The following is a 20,248-nucleotide window of genomic DNA, read 5'->3' as shown; positions in this document are numbered from 1 at the left end:
CTGCATTCCGTTATTTCGGTGCAGGTTTTTTATTAACTTGAATTAGAGCTAACTCTAAGTTGTAAACTAACTTTAATCAAAAGGAATGGATGATGTTATTGTAATCATGGTCACCGTTTTTTCCTGCGCCTGGGGCTCCAATAAGAAGACCTATTACCTTAAAGTATAGACAATTCCTCAAAAAAAGTTATATCCTTTAGTTGATATTGAAACACTTCATTGGGTTTGATTTCTTAGGCAATAACATAGGAAAATACAAAATTCACAAAGGGGAGTAAGGTTCATAATGCAGTTACATTTATCATCTCCAGGCATGATTCGAAAATGAGTGATCAAAGAAAATGGCATTGGCCCGACTATTTTCTATTTCTCATGCGTACGGTATGGTTTACATTCAATGGATACGCGATATTTAGTAGTACGATTGGTTCAGAAAAGTGGATTTTACTTTTATGGGCTAGTTGTTCTTATATAATACCCCATCTATTTTATCGACCTGGGCTTATTAAATTCCAATATTATTTAATGGCTGAGGTGTTGTTAACGGGTTCTTTGTTTATTTATTTATCGAGTCAGTATGATATATCAGTGACTTACAGCTTTTTACTTGTGCCTATCCTTACTCTTGCTTATGCTTGTCAAGTTAAGCCATTAATTTGGTTAGGACCTTTCGCCGTAATAGCTAGTACATGGGCTGGCAGTCTCTTCACTAATCAGGATTTCTTTAAACTCTTCGTTGACACAACTATTTTTTATGGTATTGGGTTTTGTTTAGGAAGGATGACCATTGTCAACAAAGCTAATAAAGAGTTAATTGCCTCTATAGAGGAAAAAAATAAGGATTTGGAATATTACTCAAAAAAGATTGAGGAACTGACGATAAAGGAAGAACGAAATAGAGTTTCGCAAGACTTGCATGATACGGTAGGTCATATTTTCACATCGGTCATAACAAGCTTAGATGCCCTTCCTTTTCTATATCCGGCAGATCAAAAAGAAGCAGAAAATAGTATAAAAGAGATTTCAGATTTAGCACGGAATGGCTTGAACGATGTGAGAAAGACAATTCACCATATGTCTCCAACGGACCATCAGACACTTGTTGAATCAGTGCAAGAATTGATTGCTGATTTTATGAAACATACATCAACAGATATACAACTGAATGTCAAAGGGGAAGCGACCAAAGTCAGTGAAAGAGTAAAGTTTGCCATTATTCGTTGTATCCAAGAAGGACTTACAAATGCGAAAAGACATGGTCAGGCTACTTTTATTAAAGTAAATATTTCGTTTGAACAAGAAGAATTGATCGTTCTTATCGAAGATAATGGAAATGGTTGTAATAAATTAAATTTAGGATTTGGCTTACGCTCCATGAGAGATCGAATATCGGCATTAGCGGGTACGGTTAACTTTGATTCTAAATTGAATAATGGTATGAGGATCACGTGTATCATACCTATGGCAAAGGAAGTTTAATGATCATGATTAAAGCGGCAATCGTTGAAGATCAAGAGATTCTAAGAAAAAGTTTAAAAATTGTGATTGAAAATATTTCTGACATTGAGATTGTTGGAACTGCAGAAAATGGAGAAGAGGCAATTGCTTTATGCGAAAGGGAAAACCTTGATATTCTTTTAATGGATATTCAAATGCCGGTGATGGATGGGGTTAAGGCAACAGAAGAAATAAAAAAACGTTGGCCCAATATTAAAGTGATCATCCTTACTACTTTTCAAGATGTTACTCATGTGTTGAATGCCTTAAATGCTGGTGCAGAGGGTTATATATTAAAGGCTGTTGATCCAGAATATTTAGTTCAGGGAATTAAAATGGTGTATCACGGAGGTTCCCTTATTCCTCAACAATTAGCAAAAGAGGTGTTTGGTCAAATACAAATAAATTATAACTCACACTCAGATCAAGACTATAACGTTATGAATCATCCCTATGATTTAAATAATCAAGAAATAAAAGTTCTCAAATGTTTAACCCAAGGATTGTCCAATAAAGACATTACAGAAAAAATGTTTCTTTCCATGGGTACTGTAAAAAATTATGTTTCTGCCATTTATTCGAAATTGAATGTAAAAAACAGATCTTCCGCTATTACTAAAGCAATGGAAGAGAGTCTTATAGAAGATAAGAAACATTAAATAAGAGAGCGTAGATGAAGTTAAATTGACTTTGTCTATGCTCTTTTTTATGACTTTTTAGTGACTTACCGGCACTACAATATATTACTTTTCAATTGTAGTGTATTGGGTAAGGAGGGATTAGATGAAAAACGTAAAGAGATTAATAAAATATGTCGGTGTATTCATTATTATAATACTGGTAATCGCACTTTTTAGGCCCACATGGACTTCGAATATAAAAGGGGATAACAGTATTAGCGTTTTAGAACAAGTTGAGATCAATGGTACCAAACAGCAAATCATGATTAGAGGTCATGATCAAAATAACCCAGTCATTATATATGTTCACGGGGGACCGAGTGTGTCCGAAATTCCTTATGCCAAGTACGAAGACTTATTAGAAAAGGATTTCACTGTCGTTAATTACGACCAAAGAGGAAGCGGCAAATCGTATCATTTTAATGAGGATTATTCTAACTTAACGGCAGATGTACTTGTAGATGATTTATTAGAACTTACGGATTATATTTCAAAACGATTTGGTAAAGAGAAAGTGATCTTAATAGGTCATTCTTACGGCACATACTTAGGAACAACGGCTGCTTATAAAGCTCCAGAAAAATATGAAGCCTATATTGGGATTGGTCAAGTGAGTAATATGCAAGAAAGTGAAATAGATAATTTGAATTATACAATAAGTGAAGCAAAAAAAGCCGGAAATACAGAAGATGTGAAGTACATAGAGGGGATCGCTGAAACAATATATAAAGGAGAGGCAGCGGTTCCAAGAGGTTATGTAGGGAAGTATGGCGGCGCTACAAGACTTATTAATATGTCGGATGGCGAAATACTATTAAGTCGTGAATATAATTTGTTGGATTTTATTCGCTATAACTATGGAGTTGCTAAGACACAAGAACAACTTGTAAAAGAGGTTTTTGATAAGCCATTACCTAAGATAGTCACAAAACTTGATTTACCATTTTATTTTGTAATGGGTAAATACGACGCTATGACTTCATCTAATGCAGCCAAAAATTATTTTGATAGGATTGAAGCGGATCAAAAGGAGTTCATTTCTTTTGAAGAGTCCGCTCATTATCCACTATTTGAAGAGAAGGAAAAATTTTATAAATGGATGTGCGATACATTTATAAAGTGATATAAAACGAATAACTATGTTGGTCCCTAACTTTCTTAAAGAGTTGAATATCTTGTATTCTAGCAATAAGCCGTTTCCTGGCAAAACGCATCACATTCAATTACGCGAAATCGTTTATTTTGAAATAGCAGAAGAGAAATAAGCCATGAGTCTGCACTCCGTGATTATCGGTGCTGAACAAGAACTGAAGGCAATGACGAAACATGATCAGGTGAATGGGAGAAAGAGAAGGGCTTTTTCACTTGTACGCCATAGGAAGTGAAGGCAGCGGCAATACTCTTTCCCTTCGCAATATCGATACTTAAAACAGGTTGATTCATATGACCTCCTTGGATGACACTAGGACCCAAAACAAATCCTCTCCACAGGTTGGCACGGAGATACGGGCTCTAGGCCCAACCAACTAAATCGGGGTATCAACATTGCTAGGGCTGAAACACTTTATGTGACGAGATCTAAGTCCCAACACCACATTCGTTCTTAACCCAGTGCTAATCTTTTAAGTATAAAAGAAAAGCTCATCCCCGATGAACTGGGATGAGCTTATTATACCAACACCGTATTCAAGCATTGGGGCTATCGCCCCTCGGTCTGTCCGAGGGATTTCGGAATTAAGCTAACGGGACACGCTAGCTCAAGCAGGTTAGAAGATTACATTGAACGCCTACGTCCTCCAAAACAAAATGCTAATGACGGAACTAGGTGATCCCGAGATAGCGGAGATTACATTGTCAATGCTGAAGCAATATTTGGCGAAACAAGCAGAACGTTTGAAGCCAAGCAGCCTAGGGCATCGAATTCGGTTCGTCCGATCCCTATTTCGCTATGCGTATGAAGAGACTTACCTGACTTAAAATCCCTCTTTAAAACTAAGAGAACCCAAATTGGACAAGCGAATTCCTAAGTTTTTAGTCGAGGAAGATGTTATTCATCTTAAGATCTCGTGCCAAACACTAAGAGAAAGAGCGCTGCTTGAGCTTCTCTATTGTACTGGCTGTCGAGTCGGGGAAGTAGAGAGGATAAACATCGAGGATCTCAACTGGGAAAACTGCTCTATAGTCGTAAACGGTAAGGGCTCCAAGCAGAGAGAAGTGTACTTTACGACAGAGTGCAAAGTATGGTTAAGGAAGTACCTGACCAGTCTTGGAGATACCTGTAAAGCCTTATTCGTAATGGATACCAACCCAACTAAACGCATGGCTATTCCTACAATAAGGTGGGCATTAAAACGACTTGCAGATCGAGGAGAGATTGAAACGAATGTTTATCCGCATCGCTTTCGACATACCTATGCTTGCCAACTCCTTGATAACGGTGCTCCCTTGGATTTCATCCAAGGTATGTTGGGTCATGAGAAAGCCTCAACCACGCAAATATACGCACAACTTCGTGGCGAACGCAGGAGAGAAATGTATCGACGATTTTTTTAGCATATAATAGCGGCAGATCCCTTTTAGAAATCTGCCGCTATTCAACTAAAGGGCAGTATAGTTTAATAAGCACGGAGAACCTACCAAAAGACATCCCCTTGTAACCGAATGAGAGAGCAACATTTCAAATGTTATCCTGTGATATAACTATATCTGAATTCGGACAAGGAGATGAAAGCATGAGTAAGTTGGAAGGTAAAATCGCTTTAATAACTGGAGCGAGCCGAGGAATTGGCCGCAGCATCGCATTGCGTCTGGCACAAGAGGGCGCATTTGTCGTCGTGCACTATGGAAAAAGACGAAATGAAGCGGAGGCAGTCGTTCACCAGATCAAGCAAAGCGGAGGTAACGCGTGCGCAATTGGTGCTGACCTGAGCACTCTCGATGGCATTCATGATTTATTTTCGGTACTGGATGATGACATTCGGAAACGTACGGGCGGTAGCGGATTCGATATTCTTGTCAACAATGCTGGAATCGGTCAAATAGTTAGCCTAGAAGAGACAACTGAAGAATCTTTTGACGAGGTGATGAAGATTAACGTAAAAGCACCGCTTTTTGTTACCCAGCAAGCTTTACCGCGTCTAAAAGACGGGGGGCGCATTATTAATATTTCATCCTTTGTGACGCGCGTAGCCTCTCCAAGTGTGTTCACCTACAGCATGTCGAAAGGGGCCATCGATACATTTACGCATCTTCTGGCCAAACAACTGGGTAACCGCAATATTACGGTAAACGCCATCCAGCCCGGCATTATTAACACAGAGATGAATGCCGGGACGTTGCAAGATCCCCATGGACAAAAATATGCGGCCGGTCTTTCAACCTTCAACAGGTGGGGAGAACCTGAGGATGTAGCGGATATTGTTACCTTTCTCGCTTCGTCGGACAGCCGTTGGGTAACTGGTCAATTGCTCGATGCAAGCGGTGGATCTCACCTATAAGTAAAATCATTAGATGAATCCCACACTTTATGTTCATTTCACTATTATAATCCCACCCGATTTAAGGGATGAAACAGAGTGTTTCATCCAAGTATGTTTATATCCTTGATTAAGCTAACGGGGAACGATAGTATAGTACATCATTAGGCTTCCAGCACGATCGGCAGCCTGTTTAGTTAACGTGCAGAATAGTTGGGTATTAATGGTGAATATTTGAAAAAGGGGCATACATCACATCAAAATTTCAGTGCAGAGGGAGTGAGCAATTGAATATTAGAGAGGCTCATGAAGGGGATTACCCTGAACTAAGAAAGCTGTATCTCGAATCACGGCACAATACCTTCGTATGGGACAATATTATTGAAATGACCTTGGAGGATTTCGACAAGCATACGGAGGACGAATTCATCATCGTAGTAGAAGAGGCCGGTATCCTTATGGGCTTTACCTCCTTGTATTTGCCGGATAACTTCATTCATAATCTTTTTGTTCACCCTGATTGCTCAGGGAAAGGAGTCGGCAGTCGTTTGCTGCAAGCAGCTGACGTTAAAATGAATAAACCGATGCGATTAAAATGCGTATCTAAAAATCATAAGGCATTGACCTTTTATGAACGCAACGGATGGAAGAAGGTTGATGAGGAAGGCCGTCTGGGAGAAGAGAAGTACTGGGTTATGGAATATAAATAAAACAAGGAACCGCATTTGGTTCCTTGTCAGGCTGTCGAGAAAGGCTCGACAGCCATTCTTTTTGCTTAATATTTCTATACGACAAGATAACAGGCAACCTCAAAGAGTTTCATTATGTTTATGCCTCCAATAACTGACTTTATAGTGACCAAACAGTGCATTTCGTTCAACTAACGAGACACGATAGTTCAATAATACACATTGATGAGCAGGAGCTACGGTATCCTGCTTTTTTCATTGAACGGGCAGGGTGGTTCCAATATATGGTATATTTAAATAAGACGAAATCCTACTTATTGGAGGCCATAAGAATTGTCCAATCCATTATTGGGGTATGGTAGAGGGAGCGTGATGTAGTGGAAAAGATAGCTGGAATTTATTTGTTTTTTATTTTTATGATTCCTATGGCATCAACGTCCGTTTGTACTTTTTTGATTCTCGTGATACCTCAATCTTGTTCAAATAAAATCTAGGGTTGTTCCCAATAGTAAGCAAAAAGCGGTTAACCTAACGGGAAACTATAGTTCAATAATGAGAGGGCTGCCGAGAGGTAGCCCTTTGTTCAACTAACGGGCAGGATAGTTCAATCGTTTCTCGAATATTTTATGAGTTGGATAATTTTATGAACTTTGTGATTATAACGTTATCTGTAAAATACGTTTTTGAAGGGATGATTAAATTGAAACAAGGGATATTAGTTTATCTAAATGGAACTTCAAGTTCTGGAAAGACCTCCATATCGACTGAACTGATAAATCAGAAAGAGATTCCTTTTTATCATTTATCAATTGATGATTTTTTTAATAATTACAATGATTTTATTAATAATAAATTTCCAGATGAACCTCCAAGAGAAATAGATCATCAAGTTGTCTCACAAATACTTGATGATTCCATATTCTCAGTGTACCATTCGACAATTAAATTGTTATCAGAATTGGGTTTTAATGTAATAGTAGATACCGTAATCGACAATGACAAGAGGTTTAATGAGTTTCTTGATCAATTTTTCGATCAGCCTACGTTAATTATAGGTGTAATATGCTCGAAAGAAGAACTCATAAGAAGAGAGCAAGCAAGAGGAGATAGAAAAATTGGATTAGCAGCTTCACAGTTCAGCACAGTATATTGCATTGATGAATATGACCTTGAAGTAAATACTGAAGAGATGAATCCAATAGAATGTGCCGAAAAGATATTGAATTTTATTAAGTCCAATAAGGAATATTCGGTATTTAAGAAATTAAGTAAAAGAAACGTTAGTGTTTCTTAGAAGGCGTATTCATCAGATAGCACCATATTTAAGCATTGGGGGACTATAGTTGAACGAAACAAGGAACAGTTTGCCTTGGCAGTGTTCCTTGTTTTTATTAAGTTAACGGGCAGGATAGTGCAGAAAACTAAGATTGATAAGAATGTTAGTGGGTATTAAGCGAAAATCTTTTCTATAATAAATTTAATTGATTTACCATCACCGAAAGCTTGGTGAATAGATTATGGCGATGAAAAATAGGCAATTCGATGAAGACATAAAATACAGCTAAAAGAACTGGGGCCGATAAGTAGGGAATAATCATATTTTACCAAATAGCAGCTCCAGTGTCCGTAAGACTCGGAACGAAACAGCATTTTTCTGATCGGCAGTATGTGGGCGGGCGAAATGTGGGATTAATCGAAGGCTTTTTGTGATTTATTCCCAATCACGCGCAACAAGACCGGTACAAGTGTCGTCTATACTAACGATTGGAAAATAGTCTCTGAGGAGCGTGGACAACAGGTGCTTAAAAAGATGGCTCTTACCCTTATATTTACGACGATGGTATTCAGTACAAACGTGGCGGAGCAATCGCTGGCTGCCAGTGCGACCGCTATGCAGGCGCAGACAGGCGATCAACTGTATCCGATTGAAGTTAATGGAAAATACGGTTTCATCAACGGCAAAGGCAAGGAGGTCATCGAGGCGGTGTACGACGGATACGGGTATTCAGGAGTATCCGGAGGGACGGTGTATGTCGAGGACCATGCGGCTAAAAAGCAATATTATTTCAGCTCGGCGGGCAGCGAGCTGTTCGAATACAAGTTGAGAGATGCCGGCATTCTTTATAATGACCGTGCGCTGTATACGACGCAGGTTCAGAACGCTGACGGAGCTACGGCGACACGGTACGGATATATAGACAGCCATGGCAAGGTGAGCATACAGCCCATCTACGCCCGGGCGTTTAATTTCTCCGAAGGTCTGGCTCGGGTCAATGTGGGCAAAGCATCGGGGTACATCAACACGAAGGGCGAGCTGGTCATTCCGTACCGGTATAGCTCGACGTCCGATTTCTCCGAAGGTATGGCGACCGTAGTGCTTGCGTACGGCGGCAAATACGGCTATATCGACACCACCGGCAAGCTCCGCGTTACGCCCCGGTATGATTACGCCACACCGTTTTCAAACGGGGCGGCAGTAGTTTACGTGAACGGAAAATACGGGTACATCGACAAAAACGGCAATTACCTGATAAAACCGCAGTTCAGCATGGCGCAGCCGTTCTCGGAAGGACTGGCTTTTGTCGAGCGTAATGGAGTCAGCTTCTACATCAACAAGAAGGGAACCAAAGTCATTCAGGGCTTTACAGCCGGAGGCTTGTTCAAGGGCGGCCTGGCTCCGGCCAGCAAGGGGCAGAGTTACGGTTATATCAATACATCCGGCCGCTTTGTGATCAAGTCGCAATTCTATTGGGCTGACGCTTTTAACGGAGAATTGGCGGTGATCAGCTTGCTCGTTCCGAATTCGCGCGAGGAAATCAGAGGGTACATGAACCGCAGCGGAGCGATCGTCTGGCCGCCGGCTTCCGAACTTCCGAACGGAGTGACAAAACTATAGTAAGGCAGAACAACTGAGCTTCACAGATTGTATCGGAAAAAGAGCGCATTACAGCTAATGAAATTATCGAAACTAACAATATTAACTTGCTGTTAAATTCTAATGGCAAATGGATGATAACATCAATATTATTAAAAGAAAACAGATCCCTCAGATTAGGCTAACGGGACACGATAGTTGAACATAAAGGGTTTCACATATTAGTCATGACTAATATGTGAAACCCTTTATTAAACCTCAGGTTTTCCCCTTTCTTCAAAGCCATTCCCCTTCCGTGATGCCATCTAAAGCTTCAACTGCGGGCAGGAAATGCTATACCAATAAATTTCGATTCTCATTACCCTAACGGGTACGATATTTTAACGGCTGAGAACGCAGCCCGTTTGAATTGATGGGAGGAAGCGAGCAAATGAACAGAGGAGTCCAATTTGAGATACCGAATGAATGGGGTAGCCATCTTGGCGAGGTACTGGAACCTTTCAATATCAGTCAATTTGATTGGTATATTGGTGGAGAGGAAGCATATCAGGATACTGGGGAGGGTAAAATTGAACCCATGTTCCATGGAGAGATATATGGAATGAAGGGGCAAGACCTCAGTGAAACTTTGAAATCAAGAGTTTATTATATAATTTTCGCGAATTTCAAGGCATATTTAAAAGGTGAAATCATTAAAGATGTTCTCGCATATGAGGAATTCTTAAATAGTCAGTGCCAGTTGGTTCTGTTGTTGGTTGACTCCTTGTACGTCACAATTTATTGTAAGGACGAAAAAATACTTAATGATTTATATCTGAATGGAGTCAGAAAAGGATATGAGAACGTTGAGTATATTACCGACGAAAATGATTTTAGAACAAGTCTATCTGTGTGGTAAACATACACGTTCCTGTTCAACTAACGGGCAGTTTAGTGCAATAAAAATTTACCAATTGTGGTACTATTATTAAAATGACTTCGAAAAGTGGTGATATCATGAAATTTGTTTTGATATTTGGTCCTCAGGCAGTTGGTAAAATGACAGTGGGGCATGAACTGGAAATGATATCTGATTTAAAATTGTTCCACAACCATATGACGATAGAATTGCTGGCTCCATATTTTGGCTTCAGTAGTGAAATGTGGGGATTATCGGATAAATTCCGTCAAGATATATTTGAAGCAACCGCCGTCAGTAAAATGTATGGAATGATATTTACATATGTATGGGGATTCGATTTGCAGAGCGATTGGGATTATGTCGATAAAATTTGTAAAATATTTGAGGATCAAGGTGCAGATGTCTATTTTGTTGAGCTTGAAGCCGATCTTGAGGAGAGAATAGAGCGTAACAAGACTCCCCATAGACTTGAACATAAACCGACAAAGAGAGATATCACATTCTCTGAACAGGATCTAAAACAGACAATGGAGCAACATCGATTGAACTCGTTAGAGGGAGAAATTAAAAAAGAAAACTATTTGAGAATAAACAATACGAAAATCAACGCTCGTGAAGTTGCTGAAATCATAAAAAATAGATTCGCTTTATAACGATTCTTGTTAAACTAACGGGACACTTTAGTTCAATAAACCAACAGTAGTCTAGGACTTTATTTTTTAGTTTAAGGCAACTGTTAGTTTTTTATATTGGAACCCTCAAAACGAGTTCTTTTGGAATTCGCTAGTAAGCAGTATGAGTCTACTGCGATGTATCTAATTACTGCAAATGACAATGGAAAGTGATTAAACTTTGGGCAGAATAATTCAATCATTTATGCGGAAAATAACCCAAACATTTATGGGGATTCTGTTCAATGTTACGGAGAGGCGTTTTGATTTTTTTGATCTTGTTAAGCGGCATTAATGTAATGAGTAAAGCGACAGCATCCACCAGTTCAGGGATCACATTAGTAGACGCTTTCCAGATCGGTCTTACAGAATCAAGAAAATGGGATGCTCAGGCGAATCTAATCTCAATCACGAGTGTTGGTGACACAAGCTCAACACCACCATCTACTCTTGGTATTGATGGCAAAAGAGAAGTTTGGAATTTGCTCTTTGGAAATGGTCAAAGAAATCAAATTTTAATCATTAACATAGAACTCATTGAACTAACGGGACACGTTAGTGGAATAGCGGTTGCTTCGGCAGCCGTTTTTTATTTGTTCAACTAACTGGCAGTTTAGTTATAAAATCGATGTGGCACCATCTGTGGATAAAATTGTAAAATACTGAGCGCAATAAACGAAAAATCCAAAGGTGATCCATTTGAAAATGAAACAACGCTTATACGTTTTAGTCTTAATCGGTATAGTTTTAACAAACTCAAATTTAACTTTAGCATCGAATACAGGAATTAGAGAAAAACAGCTTGAGGAAGCCTTATTACAACAGCTACATTCTTCAATAGTGTCAGCACTCAAGAGTATTTACAAAACAGAATATGTTATGTTTGGATGCAAACAAATCTCATCGATTAATACACTTGTCATACTTAAAAATCAGGATAAAGAAAGCATACGTGCGGATGCAATGCATGGAGGAACATACTTTGAATTGACCATAAGCCTATGTAATGTAGGATCAAAAGAGGACTATGTTGAACTGTACTTCAAGAATGATACTCCTGGTGCTAATTACTATTTGGTCGACTATAAAATCACACCTAAAGATTAAACTCAAGGGACACGTTAGCTCAATAAACCAGCGCTAGTCTAGGACTTAATATTCCAATCCGAAACTGCCGCTGGTTTTATATTTGAGGCAGTGTAAGACTTTTTTAACTTCAGACATTAAAAAGAATAACAGGTGAGCAGTAACGGAGGGAAGTTTGGAACTGTAGGAGCGATAGCGACCGCCCGAAAGCTTTCCGTAGGAAAGCTCGCATCTTAAGCATAAGCTGTCTCCGGATTTCAACCGTAATCACGGTTAAATTACTGGGGACAACAGCGGCCGGAAGTCCAAACATTCCCTGCAGTTACGACCGCCACCGTATAATATTTTCTTTTAAAACATTCTTAAATAACTGCAGTTTCTCCTTAAAAAAGTTCATTCCCACACAATGCACCAAAGATTGTTTGTCTGTTATCATTAGAATAAGTTTATTAGGCTACTGTGAGATGATTTTTCTAAGGTAGGGGGACTGTAGAATGAAGGGAATTCGGGTACTGCTCGCCGATGATGAACCGGTGATTTTGCGAGGTCTAAAAAAACTAATTTCTTGGGAAAACCTCGGCCTCAGCATCGTTGGAGAAGCCAGTGACGGTCTTGAATTGAAACAACAGATCGAAGAACATAGTCCTGACTTGATTATTAGTGATATAAGCATGCCTGGCTATACAGGAATAGATATCATCCGCGAGCTTCATGAAGCTGGCAGGTCGGTAAAGGTTATTTTTATTAGCGCTTATCAGGAGTTTACATATGCCCGTCAGGCACTGCAATATGGTGCGCTGGATTACTTGGTGAAGCCAGTGAATAAGAACCAGCTGGAGCAGGTCGTTAGTAAAGCTGTTTCGCTTATTCGTCAAGAAACTGAAGGAGAACGCAACAAAGAAAAGCTGAACCATTATGAACAGAGAAACCACAGATTAACCATCGAAGAATTGCTCGATAAACTGACGGACGGTAACAAGGGGACGGCGGATACCCTACAAGATATGGGGATTATTGCACTCAGTCGGTACGTTAGTATTTGTATAGTGGAGACGGATGAATCCTCAGGTCAGCCATCCAGATGGGAGGAGCGTGAACGTAAGCTGATTGATTTTGCGCTCTCTAACATTATTAAGGAAACTGTAGAGCAAAGAGAGAATAGTTATATGTTCCGCAAAGGTGAACGTTTTTGCATTCTACTTCAACATGAGCATGCGGAGGAACCAGAGAGATTGGCAGAGGATCTGCATGGGAAGATTAATAATTTTCTCAAATTGAAGGTATCCATTGGCGTGGGCAACACCGTAGACGGAATGGACGAAGCTGATAATTCTTACCGCAACGCTTTGAAAGCGCTACACTGTAAATATTTCGCAGGGCTAAATCGTGTCTTATCTTATAGAAAGAATCCTTTCGAAAATGAATCGTTAATCATAACTCCTTTGCATGAAATACAATCCACCCTAAGCATCGCCTTAAAATCTCAAAACAAAGAGCAAATAACATATGAGAGCTCGCGATTACTTCAGATGATTCGGATCATGGCTGATGGGAATAGAAATCAAGCGGTGTCTACCGTTTATAATGCGATCCTCCAACTTGAACAGGAGCTTATGCAATTTGGTGTGGAGGCAGGTCCTTCCGTTCAGGATACTAGTCCTATGCTTCAGCGAATGGCTAGTCTTACTACGTTTCAAGAAGTTGAGGAAGAGTTTCGATTGATTCTGGGTAAGATGTCTGAGCAAATCAGCAGTCGAATGGGCAACAAGGAGCTAAAGCTACTGTCACAAGTGAAGGCTTATATAGATGAGCATTATCCAGAAAACATAACGCTGGAGTCTATAGCAGGGATGATGTTTATGAACTCCTATTATTTCAGCAGCTTTTTTAAAAAGCATACCGGTCAGAACTTTAAGAACTATGTAACAGAGGTAAGAATGAATCACGCACTACGCCTATTGCTGCAAAGCGATATGATGGTTTATGAGATTGCTGACAGTGTAGGATACAACAATGCGCGGCATTTTAGCGACATGTTTAAGAAGAAATACGGCAAACTGCCACAAGAGTATAAGCAATCTTTCAAAAGCCAATCGTCAGATGGATAGCAAAGGGGATGCCTTCATTCATGTTTATCTGGGGCCGAAGATCCAAAAGCCTATTTGTTAAGTTCTCCGCTTCTTTTTTACTAGTCGGTCTGATTCCGTTGTTTGCGCTTAGCTATATCTCTGTTCAGACTTTCTCTGGATATGTCGAGCGTTACACAACAAGTAACTTGCAGCAAATGGTGCTATATATGAGCTATAACTTAAATTCTGCCTTTAATCAGTACAATGAGATTTCCAAACTGATGTACACGGGGCGTTATGAAGGCTTTATCGAGAGTTATTCGCAGAATCAAACCTATAATGTAAATGAGCTAGAACAAATCAACACGATTCCCATTGAATCTTTTCTAAAAACAGTTCTATACAGCGACTCTTATATCACTAGTGTTTATTTTCATAGGGAGTTAGACGATAAGCTATATTATCAGGAAAAAGAAAACAAAGGGATCAACTTTGATCTGCTGCCCTATAAAGAGTGGTTGACGGAAATGGCTCCGGATCCATCTCATGTGGCTATTTTTCCTACTCATTCCGAGGAATACTTCATAGGCTCAAAGCGAAGTGTATTCACAATTGGACGTACATTGATTGATATTTCTGGGCGTGTTACCAAGGAGCCAAAGGTTGTAGGGACTTTATTTATGGACGTTGATGCATCCATATTCAATCAGTTTTTTAGAGAGCTAAATCTCGGAGAACAGGATGATCTGTTTTTATTAGATGGCGATGGAAATATATATTTCACAAATGAGAACGCAGCAGAGAATGGTGAGGTACTACATGCACGGAAAGATGAGAAAATGATCGTCCTCAGTGAGGATATTCCTTTTCTTAACGGCAAGGTGACTGCAAGAATTCATCGAGCGAATTTATTCGATCAGCTTTTTTCAGCCCGTACGACCGTGTTTATAGCGATGTTTATTTGTGCGATTGTGATGATTCTCATGGGAGTCTGGTTCTCTAGAAGATTAGCTGCTCCGATACGAAACTTAATTAAGCAAATGGCAATTGTAGAATCCGGTAATCTTGATACCCAGATGGTAGTGAACAGCAATGATGAAATGGGTAGACTTAGCCATGGTTTTAATCGAATGGTTGAGCGTCTACAGGCTTATATCGATGAAGCTTACGTTGCCCAGATCAAGCAGAAGCAAACTGAGTTAAATGCTTTAAAAAGCCAGATTCGGCCACATTATTTATACAATACCCTGGAAGTTATTCGAATGAATGCCGTGGATAAAGATAATGATGAGGTTGCAGATATGATTTTATCGTTATCCAACCAGTTAAAATATGTGATTGATTATGGGGAGGATAAAGTAAGCATCCGAGAGGAACTGGATCATCTGCGGGATTATTTCTATATCATTTCTGTACGGTACGAGAATAAATTTGAGCTTGTCGTGGATGTCTCGCCGGAAGTGGATTTGAACTGGTACATTCTGAAATTGTCTCTTCAGCCGATTGTTGAAAATGCTATTCAGCATGGACTACGCGGTCAAGGGAGAGGTACAGTAGCGCTAACCGTCGAGAAGCAAGAGGATAAGTTGCTGGCTACAATCTATGATGATGGAATTGGAATGAGCAAAGAAAAGGTACTGCTGTTGAGTGAAATCTTGGAACAGCCTAGTTCGCCCAGTAAAAATGTCGGCTTAAAAAATGTTCATGAGCGGATTCGTACAGTATATGGTAAAGAATACGGGCTGTCCTTAAGTAGTAGAGAGCATATTGGAACATCGATTCTTTTGTCGTTTCCAATTGTAGAGAATCCCTATACACTCGCGGATGGAGAATGAATATCAAGGGTTAGGCGATGAGCGAAAGACTGCGGTCTTTCGTTCTTTTTTTGAAATCGTACTTGAACACATCTTAAATTCACCACACATCCCGCTTAAAAAAGTTCATTCAAGCAACTAATAATGAATGCTATTCTTATAGCAACGGAAACGCTTTCGAGAGATGATGCGCACATCTTGCTTCAGTTTCCACAGTGAATACAAAAGGGGAGGCTACTAAGGTATGCTCACAAAAACAATGATGAAATTATCCGTATTGTTGCTCGCCACAACGACAGCTTTGACGGCTTGTGGTGGCAATAATAATAGTGCCGGCAATAGTGCAGGCAATACACCAGCATCCGAAGCACCTGCAAATGCACCGCAAGAGACGAAGAAAGAAGTTAGCTTTACGATAGGCTACGCATCCGGTGATCCGGCGACCAAAAAAGCTATCGCCGATACGGTCAAAAAATTTACAGAAGCTAATCCGAACGTCACCATCAAAGATTTGAGTGAAACTTCATCCGCTGCCTATCTTGACTGGCTCAAAACAAAAGATGCAGTGGGGGAATTCCCGGACCTGGTGGAAATGCGTGATACTGAAGTCTTTGCCGACGCAGGTAAAATTGTAGAGCTGCCTTCCGATCTACTAGATTTGTTCGAAGCCCCTCCTCAAGTGGATGGCAAGGTGTGGAATGCACCACTGCAAGTCAACGCACCTCAAGGAATTATTTACAGCAAAAAAGCATATGCAGATGCAGGGATCACCGAGCTTCCCAAAACCTATGACGAATTCATAGCTATTCAAGAAAAATTGAAAACATCAGGCATTACTCCGATTGTAGTGGGCGGAAAAGACATTTTCCACATGGGCTTCTGGGTAAACAAATTCCTGATCGATGATGTCTACTCGAAAGATCCAGATTGGAACTCTAAACGCACAGCTAAAACTGTCAGCTTCACGGATGCTAATGTAGTTCAAGGGATAACTGATTTCAAAGAGCTGTTCAAGAATTATGTTGATAAAGGCTGGCTGAGCACGGGAGATAATCAAACCGCTTCGATTCTTGTTTCCGGAAAAGCCGCACAATTGTACTCCGGTACGTGGATGTTTACACAAATTGCAGAAGCTGATCCAAACTTTGAATTTGGCTTCTATGGTCTTCCTGACCGTGAAGGGAATATCAATGTGATTGGTCTTCCGTCTCCAGCAGGCTGGTCCTTATCCACAGAAGCTGCTAAGGACGCAGAGAAGACAGAAGCCATTAAAGATTTTATCCGCTTTTTCTTCGCCCCGGAGCAATATTCGAATTATTTAGCGACGATAAACGCAATTCCTTCGACTAAAGAAAAAGTAACTTATGATACCAGTGAACAAATGCAAGTGGCTTTAGATCTTATTGCTGACACGAATGTAGTAAAGTCCTTAGCGATCAACAACTGGTGGGGTGATAACTTGATTCCTCCACAGTTCCGCAACTGGTATTACAAACTGCTGCAGGATCTTGTTGTGAAAGATGGAGACGTAACTAAATATATGCAAGATGCTGATAAAGAATATGACAACCAAGTGAAAGCTAATCAGATGTAAGTGCAGCGCCTGTTAGAGCAACCTCTGCTGCTGCAGAGGTTCTCTTTTTTACAAGCCTGCCTTAAGGGAGGGAGAGTAGCCATGGCTACATCCGCAGTAAATGCTGACAAGTCATTGATTGCCACGTTAAAGCTCAAAAAGAAAAAGAAAAAATGGCAGTCTTACGCTCTATTGTTCATATTACCCTCATTTATTCTATACACCATGTTCGTTATCGTCCCAACGGTAGGAAGTGTCTATTTAAGCTTTACTTCATGGGATGGTATCAGCGATGACGTCCGCTATATCGGTTTTGCTAACTTCGTGGAAATTTGGAATAGTCCAAGGGTGCATAATGCGCTGAAAAATACGATGATCATGACTCTTTCACTAGTTGTTCTAGAGAATATTGCAGCTATTGCAATGGCTATGATGGTCGATAAGGTACGCTGGTTCCGTAATTTATTCAGAAGTGTGTTTTATTTCCCTACACTGCTGAGTGGGATCGTAATGGGCTTTGTGTGGGCGATGATTCTGAATTACAACTTTGGTGTATTTAATCAGATTCTGGAGTCTGCCCGTCTCGGAAGCTGGATTGTAGATTGGTTGGGCAATCCTAAATATGCGATGCTGTCGATAATTTTGTCTACCGTTTGGAAAGGCGCCGGTTATTATATGATCATCTATCTCGCTGGATTGCAAGGTATTCCGCAGGAATTGAATGAAGCGGCAAGTATTGATGGAGCAGGGGGCTGGCAACAGTTCCGGCATATCACCTTTCCGCTGCTTGCGGGGTCAATGACTGTATGTATGGTACTATCGATGATCAGCGCCTTGAAGATTTTTGATCAGATTGCTGTCATGACCGATGGTGGTCCGGGCTTTGAGACGGAGACGTTAACTTATATTATTTATAAAGTTGGGTTTGGTGAATTAAGACAAGGCTTTGGTACGGCGCTGGCCATGGTCTTGTTCTTAATCATACTGATCATTACAGTCTTTCAAGTGAAGGTTCTCCAGAAGCGGGAGGTGCAGCTCTAAAATGACGATGCAGACACGCAGAAGAGTTGGGCAAATCGCACTGTTTATGGGTACCTTAGTAGTGGCTATTCTATTTTTCTTTCCTATTTTCTTTAATTTGATGTCGGCCTTTAAGAGTAATGCAGAGATCATGAAGGATGCCATTGCTTTTCCGAAAACCCTTTATTTGGACAGCTTTAAATACCTGTTAACAGAAACAGAGTTTCCACGAGCGATTCTGAACAGTCTGATTCTGACGGCGGTGTCTATCGCCGCGCAGGTCTTGATTATTCCTATGGCAGGGTATGCCATTGAACGTAGAAATACTAGATGGACTCGATTTATGTTCGTATATTTTTTGGCCGGAATGATGATTCCTTTTCAGGCGTATATGATTCCTTTGTTCAAAGAGCTTAGAATGCTAGGATTGTACGGTAGCCTTGCGGGACCCATTCTTATTTATGTAGCCGGTGCGGTAGGTTTCGGATGTCTGCTGTATACCAGTTTTGTCAAAGGAATACCTAGAGAAATTGAAGAAGCGGCAGAGATTGATGGCTGTTCTCGGTACGGGATATTTTGGAGAATTGTTTTCCCGCTATTAGGGCCTGTTACGGCAAGCATGGTTGTCTTGAACGGACTTGGAATCTGGAATGATTTCTTGATGCCGATGCTGGTATTACCTTCAGGACAGGCTAAGACGATGGTTGTGGAAATTTACCGTTATATCGGAGAATTCTCTTCACGTTGGGATATGATTTTTGCGGGAACAGCGATGTCGGTGGTGCCTGTGTTGATTGTGTTTATCGCTTTGCAGAAGTATTTTGTGAAGGGGATTGCGTCGGGAGCGACGAAGGGGTAATTCATAAGAGGGATGTATCCTGTAACCACTTAGTGGACAGCGGAATACACCCCTTTTTTCGTAGGCGTAAAGATCTTTAAAGTGTGCTTGGATTCGCAGTTAAACGGCGGTAGCCCATTGGTGGCAGACCAGTCCAGCGTTTGAATTGTTTGCTGAAATGGGACACATCACGGTACCCCAGTCGTTGAGCAACCGATTCGACAGATAGACTATTATCCATCAGCAGCAGTTTGGCGTGTCGAATGATTAAGCGGGATAAATATTGCCTTGGTGACATCCCATAGATTTGATGAAAAGCACGATTACAGTGAGTAGTGCTATATCCGAGCTTAGCAGCAATGTCCTCAATACCGCCACCTCTTTCGCCTGTGCTGGCAGCGGTGGAGACGGATTCCTGCAATAGTCCTTCAATAGCGTTAGCCAGGGCAACTGTATTTTCTGTAGCTTCTGTATCTGATGGGAGAGGCATTTCCGAAAGCACCCAACCGCTGAGCGCGGTCAGAAGCTGCAGTGAAGCATGCAGTGTGATCAAGCGATTTCTATGTGTGTCTTTAGACTCTGACAAGATGGAAGAGTTAATGATTACATCTAGCGCGGAACGGATGGCCAGCAGTTCGGGGGTGTTTCCGCTGAGACTAACAGCATCTGCTGTAAGTAAGGCACGCCGCAAAATCAGATCATCGATATCAAAATGCAGGCAGTAATAAGTCATGTCACAGTCAGCATTTGAACCCATACTACTATGCTCAACACCGGGACGAATGAATAAAATATCGCCGCTTTTCTGTATAAAAGACTTATTGCCTACCGTCATTTGTTGCTCACCTTGAAGGACAATATTAATCTCAAACATCGGATGAGTGTGTACAGGATATTGCCAATCCGAATTTACTTTTCTCCAATGTGCGGCGAAGATATGAAAGGCTGCTTGAATGTCTGGTGACATCTGACCGTCAATAGAATTATGGAAGGCGGGATCATTCGAGATCATTTCAATCCTCTTTTACAATAAAATTTGGCTTAATTATAGCATAGGTT

General features: G+C 40.5%; 20 protein-coding genes. 18 read left to right on the top strand and 2 right to left on the bottom strand.

Annotated features, from left to right (window positions below; translation table 11 throughout):
* Positions 1 to 324: 324 nt before the first annotated feature.
* From NSS87_RS18385 to NSS87_RS18375, 3 genes are all read left to right on the top strand, one after another.
* A complete protein-coding gene (locus tag NSS87_RS18385; RefSeq protein ID WP_339241919.1) occupies positions 325 to 1,479 on the top strand; it encodes a sensor histidine kinase in 1,155 nt (384 codons plus the stop codon).
* Positions 1,480 to 1,484: 5 nt separating this feature from the next.
* Positions 1,485 to 2,156: a response regulator transcription factor gene (locus NSS87_RS18380; RefSeq protein WP_339241918.1), complete on the top strand. Its 672-nt coding sequence runs from the start codon at positions 1,485 to 1,487 to the stop codon at positions 2,154 to 2,156.
* Positions 2,157 to 2,280: 124 nt separating this feature from the next.
* Complete coding sequence (locus tag NSS87_RS18375) at positions 2,281 to 3,300, top strand: alpha/beta hydrolase (RefSeq protein WP_339241916.1); 1,020 nt, start codon at positions 2,281 to 2,283, stop codon at positions 3,298 to 3,300.
* A 164-nt stretch (positions 3,301 to 3,464) separates the two neighbouring features.
* On the opposite strand, the gene NSS87_RS18370 is transcribed toward NSS87_RS18375, so the two are convergent.
* The gene (locus NSS87_RS18370; RefSeq protein WP_339241914.1) at positions 3,465 to 3,620 is read right to left on the bottom strand and encodes a hypothetical protein; all 156 of its coding nucleotides are present in this window, start codon (positions 3,618 to 3,620) and stop codon (positions 3,465 to 3,467) included.
* A gap of 336 nt (positions 3,621 to 3,956) precedes the next feature.
* Here NSS87_RS18370 and NSS87_RS18365 point away from each other — a divergent pair, with 336 nt between their 5' ends.
* From NSS87_RS18365 to NSS87_RS18295, 15 genes are all read left to right on the top strand, one after another.
* Positions 3,957 to 4,154 carry a hypothetical protein gene (locus tag NSS87_RS18365; protein WP_339241913.1) on the top strand — a complete coding sequence of 66 codons (198 nt, stop codon included), beginning with the start codon at positions 3,957 to 3,959 and terminating at the stop codon, positions 4,152 to 4,154.
* Between the two features lie 30 nt (positions 4,155 to 4,184).
* The gene (locus tag NSS87_RS18360; protein ID WP_339241911.1) at positions 4,185 to 4,730 is read left to right on the top strand and encodes a tyrosine-type recombinase/integrase; all 546 of its coding nucleotides are present in this window, start codon (positions 4,185 to 4,187) and stop codon (positions 4,728 to 4,730) included.
* 179 nt (positions 4,731 to 4,909) lie between these two features.
* Positions 4,910 to 5,674, top strand: a complete 765-nt coding sequence (locus NSS87_RS18355; RefSeq protein WP_042189178.1) for an SDR family oxidoreductase — start codon at positions 4,910 to 4,912, stop codon at positions 5,672 to 5,674.
* 266 nt (positions 5,675 to 5,940) lie between these two features.
* A complete protein-coding gene (locus tag NSS87_RS18350; RefSeq protein ID WP_042189175.1) occupies positions 5,941 to 6,363 on the top strand; it encodes a GNAT family N-acetyltransferase in 423 nt (140 codons plus the stop codon).
* 679 nt (positions 6,364 to 7,042) lie between these two features.
* On the top strand, positions 7,043 to 7,636 hold the full coding sequence (locus tag NSS87_RS18345) for an AAA family ATPase (RefSeq protein ID WP_339248616.1): 594 nt from the start codon (positions 7,043 to 7,045) through the stop codon (positions 7,634 to 7,636).
* A gap of 504 nt (positions 7,637 to 8,140) precedes the next feature.
* The gene (locus NSS87_RS18340) at positions 8,141 to 9,238 is read left to right on the top strand and encodes a WG repeat-containing protein (protein WP_339241909.1); all 1,098 of its coding nucleotides are present in this window, start codon (positions 8,141 to 8,143) and stop codon (positions 9,236 to 9,238) included.
* Positions 9,239 to 9,647: 409 nt separating this feature from the next.
* A complete protein-coding gene (locus NSS87_RS18335) occupies positions 9,648 to 10,115 on the top strand; it encodes a DUF2691 family protein (RefSeq protein ID WP_339241907.1) in 468 nt (155 codons plus the stop codon).
* A 98-nt stretch (positions 10,116 to 10,213) separates the two neighbouring features.
* Positions 10,214 to 10,771, top strand: a complete 558-nt coding sequence (locus tag NSS87_RS18330) for an AAA family ATPase (RefSeq protein ID WP_042189168.1) — start codon at positions 10,214 to 10,216, stop codon at positions 10,769 to 10,771.
* 317 nt (positions 10,772 to 11,088) lie between these two features.
* On the top strand, positions 11,089 to 11,394 hold the full coding sequence (locus tag NSS87_RS18325; RefSeq protein ID WP_339241904.1) for a hypothetical protein: 306 nt from the start codon (positions 11,089 to 11,091) through the stop codon (positions 11,392 to 11,394).
* 100 nt (positions 11,395 to 11,494) lie between these two features.
* Positions 11,495 to 11,896 carry a hypothetical protein gene (locus NSS87_RS18320; RefSeq protein WP_339241902.1) on the top strand — a complete coding sequence of 134 codons (402 nt, stop codon included), beginning with the start codon at positions 11,495 to 11,497 and terminating at the stop codon, positions 11,894 to 11,896.
* 473 nt (positions 11,897 to 12,369) lie between these two features.
* Positions 12,370 to 13,983 carry a response regulator gene (locus NSS87_RS18315; protein ID WP_339241900.1) on the top strand — a complete coding sequence of 538 codons (1,614 nt, stop codon included), beginning with the start codon at positions 12,370 to 12,372 and terminating at the stop codon, positions 13,981 to 13,983.
* Between the two features lie 20 nt (positions 13,984 to 14,003).
* Positions 14,004 to 15,779 (top strand): sensor histidine kinase, encoded by a 1,776-nt coding sequence (locus tag NSS87_RS18310; protein ID WP_339241898.1) that lies wholly within the window; start codon positions 14,004 to 14,006, stop codon positions 15,777 to 15,779.
* 223 nt (positions 15,780 to 16,002) lie between these two features.
* Positions 16,003 to 17,352: an extracellular solute-binding protein gene (locus NSS87_RS18305; RefSeq protein WP_339241896.1), complete on the top strand. Its 1,350-nt coding sequence runs from the start codon at positions 16,003 to 16,005 to the stop codon at positions 17,350 to 17,352.
* 81 nt (positions 17,353 to 17,433) lie between these two features.
* Positions 17,434 to 18,372 (top strand): sugar ABC transporter permease, encoded by a 939-nt coding sequence (locus NSS87_RS18300; protein WP_042189157.1) that lies wholly within the window; start codon positions 17,434 to 17,436, stop codon positions 18,370 to 18,372.
* A gap of 1 nt (position 18,373) precedes the next feature.
* Positions 18,374 to 19,210: a carbohydrate ABC transporter permease gene (locus NSS87_RS18295; protein WP_339241893.1), complete on the top strand. Its 837-nt coding sequence runs from the start codon at positions 18,374 to 18,376 to the stop codon at positions 19,208 to 19,210.
* A gap of 76 nt (positions 19,211 to 19,286) precedes the next feature.
* Here the strand turns inward: NSS87_RS18295 and NSS87_RS18290 are convergent, their stop codons facing one another.
* Positions 19,287 to 20,201: a helix-turn-helix domain-containing protein gene (locus NSS87_RS18290; protein ID WP_042189155.1), complete on the bottom strand. Its 915-nt coding sequence runs from the start codon at positions 20,199 to 20,201 to the stop codon at positions 19,287 to 19,289.
* Between the last annotated feature and the right edge of the window lie 47 nt (positions 20,202 to 20,248).

Source organism: Paenibacillus sp. FSL F4-0243 (assembly GCF_037963295.1).
Lineage (GTDB): Bacteria > Bacillota > Bacilli > Paenibacillales > Paenibacillaceae > Paenibacillus_AQ.
This window is presented reverse-complemented; position numbering and strand designations above follow the sequence as displayed.

Coding starts and splice junctions, on each gene's coding strand:
- NSS87_RS18385 (WP_339241919.1), top strand. CDS start 325: ATGAGTGATCAAAGAAAATGGCATTGGCCCGACTATTTTCTATTTCTC.
- NSS87_RS18380 (WP_339241918.1), top strand. CDS start 1,485: ATGATTAAAGCGGCAATCGTTGAAGATCAAGAGATTCTAAGAAAAAGT.
- NSS87_RS18375 (WP_339241916.1), top strand. CDS start 2,281: ATGAAAAACGTAAAGAGATTAATAAAATATGTCGGTGTATTCATTATT.
- NSS87_RS18370 (WP_339241914.1), bottom strand. CDS start 3,620: ATGAATCAACCTGTTTTAAGTATCGATATTGCGAAGGGAAAGAGTATT.
- NSS87_RS18355 (WP_042189178.1), top strand. CDS start 4,910: ATGAGTAAGTTGGAAGGTAAAATCGCTTTAATAACTGGAGCGAGCCGA.
- NSS87_RS18335 (WP_339241907.1), top strand. CDS start 9,648: ATGAACAGAGGAGTCCAATTTGAGATACCGAATGAATGGGGTAGCCAT.
- NSS87_RS18330 (WP_042189168.1), top strand. CDS start 10,214: ATGAAATTTGTTTTGATATTTGGTCCTCAGGCAGTTGGTAAAATGACA.
- NSS87_RS18325 (WP_339241904.1), top strand. CDS start 11,089: ATGAGTAAAGCGACAGCATCCACCAGTTCAGGGATCACATTAGTAGAC.
- NSS87_RS18320 (WP_339241902.1), top strand. CDS start 11,495: ATGAAACAACGCTTATACGTTTTAGTCTTAATCGGTATAGTTTTAACA.
- NSS87_RS18315 (WP_339241900.1), top strand. CDS start 12,370: ATGAAGGGAATTCGGGTACTGCTCGCCGATGATGAACCGGTGATTTTG.
- NSS87_RS18310 (WP_339241898.1), top strand. CDS start 14,004: ATGTTTATCTGGGGCCGAAGATCCAAAAGCCTATTTGTTAAGTTCTCC.
- NSS87_RS18305 (WP_339241896.1), top strand. CDS start 16,003: ATGCTCACAAAAACAATGATGAAATTATCCGTATTGTTGCTCGCCACA.
- NSS87_RS18300 (WP_042189157.1), top strand. CDS start 17,434: ATGGCTACATCCGCAGTAAATGCTGACAAGTCATTGATTGCCACGTTA.
- NSS87_RS18295 (WP_339241893.1), top strand. CDS start 18,374: ATGACGATGCAGACACGCAGAAGAGTTGGGCAAATCGCACTGTTTATG.
- NSS87_RS18290 (WP_042189155.1), bottom strand. CDS start 20,201: ATGATCTCGAATGATCCCGCCTTCCATAATTCTATTGACGGTCAGATG.